Source organism: Caldisericia bacterium, from assembly GCA_021158845.1.
GTDB lineage: Bacteria > Caldisericota > Caldisericia > B22-G15 > B22-G15 > B22-G15.
In genome coordinates this window covers 1-3,896 of record JAGGSY010000123.1, presented here as the reverse complement: position 1 = coordinate 3,896, position 3,896 = coordinate 1, and the positions used below count along the sequence as shown (strand labels likewise).

Below are 3,896 nucleotides of genomic sequence, written 5' to 3'. Positions count from 1 at the left end.
GGATTGTGAATATATACGAAAACAGCTGATGTTTTAAGGGTTCTTCAGAAGTTTAACAAAATGCATTAAACTACCATGGAATTCTTATTCAAACACCTTATATTATTTTTTCCATTACAACAAAAAGAGGGAAAAAGATTGTCTTTGATAATAGGGAGTATCGTTATTTTAGAAATATTACAATGAGAAAATTTCTTTTAATGACATAGTGGAAAAGGTAAAGAGTTTCAAAATTCCTTCCAAGAACTCACAGAGAAATTATTTTTAATTTGAAGAATTTGACTTTAAATTATTTGGTGGCCCCAGGCGGAGTCGAACCGCCATTGCCGCCTTGAAAGAGCGGTGTCCTAACCATTAGACGATGAGGCCACCTATGGTGAGCCGTGCAGGATTCGAACCTGCGACACCCGGCTTAAAAGGCCGGTGCTCTACCAGCTGAGCTAACGGCCCCCTTTGTGCAATTATCATTCTACCTTAAAATTTTTCCTTGTCAATAGTTTGTAAATAAGCTTCTGAAATCTCTTCACATTTTTTTAAAATAATGTATAATATAAAAGGTTTGTGAACATATGTTGACAAATCGGTAATTTTCTATATAATTCAGGTTTGCTGTTAGATGTTGGAAGAGTTAAGAATCAAGAAGAGGAGAGTTGTAGGTTTTAAGGAGACCCTGAAAGCTCTAAAAAGAGGAGAAGTAGAGGTAATTTTTGTTAGTAAAGATTGCGATAAGAGGTTAAGAGAAAAGATCGTTGATCTGGCTAAGGAAGAAGGGATTAGGATAGAAGAGGTTGTCTCCAGAAAAGTTTTGGGTGAGCTTGTAGGGATAGATGTGGGAGCAGCTGTGGCTGCTCTAATAAAAAAGACAAAGTAAATGTAGGAGGAAGTATGCCAACAATTAATCAACTTTTAAGAAAACCAAGGAAGAAAGTTTTATCCAAGTCTCGTTCAAAGGACTTGGAGGGAAACCCTTTTAAGAGAGGGGTGTGTATTAAAGTTTATACAACCACCCCTAAGAAACCTAATTCAGCTTTGAGAAAGGTGGCGAAGGTAAGGTTGTCCAATGGAAGAGAGGTAATAGCTTACATTCCTGGAATTGGACACAATCTTCAGGAACACTCTGTTGTGCTCGTAAGAGGTGGAAGGGTTAAAGACCTTCCAGGTGTGAGATACCACATTGTAAGGGGTGTATATGATGCTGCTGGTGTTGAAGGTAGAATGCAGAGTAGAAGTAAGTATGGTGCCAAGAGACCAAGGAAGAGTCCTCAGGGAGGTGAGTAATGCCAAGAAAGGGTCCTGCTCCTAAAAGACAGATTGATCCAGATCCAATATACGGGAGTGTCCTTGTCCATAAACTTATAAACAAGGTAATGATTGGTGGAAGGAAGGAGCTTGCAAGAAAGATTGTTTACTCTGCTCTTAAGATGGTGGAGGAGAAGACTGGTAAGAAAGGAGATGAAATAGTAGCAGAGGTGCTTGAGAAGGCAAGGCCTCTTGTTGAGTTAAAACCAAGAAGAGTGGGTGGTGCCACCTACCAGATTCCTGTTGAGGTTGAACCTCAGAGAGGAATTACAATAGCACTTATGTGGCTTGTTAAATTTGCAAGAAAAAGAGGCGAAAAGAGGATGGAGCAGAGGCTCGCCAAGGAGATGCTTGATATCCTTCAAGGACAGGGAGCCACAATGAAGAAGAGAGAAGAGACTCACAAGATGGCCGAAGCAAACAGAGCCTTTGCACACTTTAGATGGTAATGGAAAACTATCCTATAGAAAAAATTAGAAATATTGGATTTATTGCACACATTGATGCTGGTAAAACTACCACAACAGAGAGGGTATTGTATTATACAGGAAAGATCCATAGGATTGGTGATGTGGATGAGGGAACAGCTACCATGGACTGGATGGTTCAGGAGAAGGAGAGAGGTATTACCATTACATCTGCTGTTACAACCTGTTTCTGGAGAGATTTTATGATTAACATTATAGACACACCAGGTCATGTGGACTTTACCGCTGAAGTGGAAAGATCCCTAAGGGTTCTTGATGGGGTAATTGTTATCCTTGAAGGTGTTTCTGGAGTTCAACCACAAACTGAAACTGTTTGGAGGCAGGCAGCAAGATACAAAGTTCCAAGAATCATTTATATAAATAAGATGGATAGAACCGGTGCAAGTAAAGATAGGGTAGTGAGAACAATTAAGGAAAGATTGAATGTAAATCCCCTTCTCATCCAACTTCCTTTGGGAGAAGCTGAGGAGTTTGAAGGGGTAATAGATCTCATAGAGATGAAGGAGTATGTCTGGGAAAAGGGTGGAAGTGGAGAAGAGTATGAAGTTAGACCTGCCAGAGAGACTGAAGAGGTTTTAAAGGCAAGAAACGAATTGATTGAATCTGTAGTAGAGGCAGACGATATATTACTTGAGAAGTATCTTGAAGGAGAGGAGATAACACCAGAAGAGATTAAGAGAGTTATAAGAGGAAAAACTATAAGGGGAATTTTCTTCCCCACAGTGTTTGGAAGTTCGTTGAAAAATAAAGGAGTTCAACCTCTCTTGGATGCAATAGTTGATTATCTTCCATCTCCTATAGATATACCCCCAGTTAAAGGTAAGAATCCTATCACTGGAGAGGAAGAGGAAAGAAAACCAGATCCAGATGAACCACTTTCTGCGATAGTATTTAAGGTTGCCAACGATCCATACTTTGGTCAGCTTCACTTTGTAAGAGTTTATTCAGGAAAAATTGTTGCAGGTACATATGTTTACAATATAAACTTGAAAAAGAAGGAGAGGGTATCAAGAATCTTAAGACTCCATGCAAATAAAAGAGAGGATATAAAAGAACTTCCAGCAGGTAATCTTGGTGGAATTGTTGGATTGAAGAACAGCGTTACTGGAGATACAATCTGTGATGAAAAACATCCCATTGTTCTTGAGTCCATTGAGTTTCCTGAACCAGTAATATCTGTAGCTATAGAGCCAAAGACAAGAGCTGAGCAGGATAAATTATCCCTTGCTCTAAGGAAATTTTCCTTTGAGGATCCCACATTCAAAGTAAGATACGACGAGGAAACTGGGCAGACAATAATATCTGGGATGGGAGAGCTTCATCTTGAGATTATAGTGGATAGACTTACAAGGGAGTTTGGTCTTGAGGCAAGAATTGGTAAACCAGAGGTAAACTATAGAGAAACCATTACAAAAGAGGTTAAACAGGAGGGAAAGTACATAAGGCAGACTGGTGGAAAGGGTATGTATGGTCATGTTGTCTTGAGGATATACCCACTTAAAGACAAGAAGTTTGAGTTTAAGAATAGTATTAAGGGTGGAGTAATTCCTGAACAGTTTATTCCTGCAGTTGAGGAGGGAGTAAAAGGCGCTCTTGAAACAGGGATTGTGCTTGGATATCCTGTTATAAATGTTGGAGTGGAACTTCTTGATGGTTCATATCATCCTGTAGATTCATCTGAAATAGCCTATAAGATTGCAGCATCCAAAGCTTTCAAAGAGGGAGCAAGAAAAGCTGATCCAATACTTCTTGAACCTATAATGAAGGTGGAGGTTATCACGCCAGAGGAGTATCTTGGAGATATTCTCTCCAGCATATCCTCAAGAAGGGGAAAGGTATCAAAGATTTCCCTTGAGGGAAATCTAAGGATTGTAGACGCCCTTGTTCCTCTTGCAGAACTTTTTGGTTACGCTACTGAACTTCGTTCTGTAAGTCAGGGAAGGGCAAGCTATGTTATGCAATTTTCACATTACCAAGTTGTGCCTAAACCCGTGTATGAGAAAATTCTCAAGCGGGTTAAGGGAATTAGCTAATAATTTTAAAGGAGGTTCATTATGGCCAAAGAGAAATTTGAAAGAACTAAACCGCATGTGAATGTTGGAACCATTG

General features: G+C 39.6%; 4 protein-coding genes and 2 tRNA genes. 4 read left to right on the top strand and 2 right to left on the bottom strand.

Features of this window, described 5'->3' with window-relative positions; translation table 11 throughout:
- Positions 1–294: 294 nt before the first annotated feature.
- Both J7J33_04575 and J7J33_04570 read right to left on the bottom strand, forming a co-directional pair.
- A tRNA-Glu gene (locus J7J33_04575) sits at positions 295–369 on the bottom strand.
- 5 nt (positions 370–374) lie between these two features.
- Positions 375–450 (bottom strand) — tRNA-Lys (locus J7J33_04570).
- A gap of 166 nt (positions 451–616) precedes the next feature.
- Between J7J33_04570 and J7J33_04565 the strand changes: the two genes are divergently transcribed.
- From J7J33_04565 to fusA, 4 genes are read left to right on the top strand one after another with little or no spacing between them, the layout of a single operon-like run.
- On the top strand, positions 617–871 hold the full coding sequence (locus tag J7J33_04565; GenBank protein MCD6168561.1) for a ribosomal L7Ae/L30e/S12e/Gadd45 family protein: 255 nt from the start codon (positions 617–619) through the stop codon (positions 869–871).
- Positions 872–885: 14 nt separating this feature from the next.
- A complete protein-coding gene (locus J7J33_04560) occupies positions 886–1,278 on the top strand; it encodes a 30S ribosomal protein S12 (protein MCD6168560.1) in 393 nt (130 codons plus the stop codon).
- Positions 1,278–1,748 carry a 30S ribosomal protein S7 gene (gene rpsG, locus J7J33_04555; protein MCD6168559.1) on the top strand — a complete coding sequence of 157 codons (471 nt, stop codon included), beginning with the start codon at positions 1,278–1,280 and terminating at the stop codon, positions 1,746–1,748. Before J7J33_04560 ends, rpsG begins: the two co-directional genes overlap by 1 nt.
- Positions 1,748–3,820, top strand: a complete 2,073-nt coding sequence (gene fusA, locus J7J33_04550; protein MCD6168558.1) for an elongation factor G — start codon at positions 1,748–1,750, stop codon at positions 3,818–3,820. The genes rpsG and fusA overlap by 1 nt, the downstream gene beginning before the upstream one ends.
- Positions 3,821–3,896 lie beyond the last annotated feature (76 nt).

Bases quoted from the DNA above. Each gene is read 5' to 3' on its own strand.
- J7J33_04565 (MCD6168561.1), top strand. From the start codon at position 617: ATGTTGGAAGAGTTAAGAATCAAGAAGAGGAGAGTTGTAGGTTTTAAG.
- J7J33_04560 (MCD6168560.1), top strand. From the start codon at position 886: ATGCCAACAATTAATCAACTTTTAAGAAAACCAAGGAAGAAAGTTTTA.
- rpsG (MCD6168559.1), top strand. From the start codon at position 1,278: ATGCCAAGAAAGGGTCCTGCTCCTAAAAGACAGATTGATCCAGATCCA.
- fusA (MCD6168558.1), top strand. From the start codon at position 1,748: ATGGAAAACTATCCTATAGAAAAAATTAGAAATATTGGATTTATTGCA.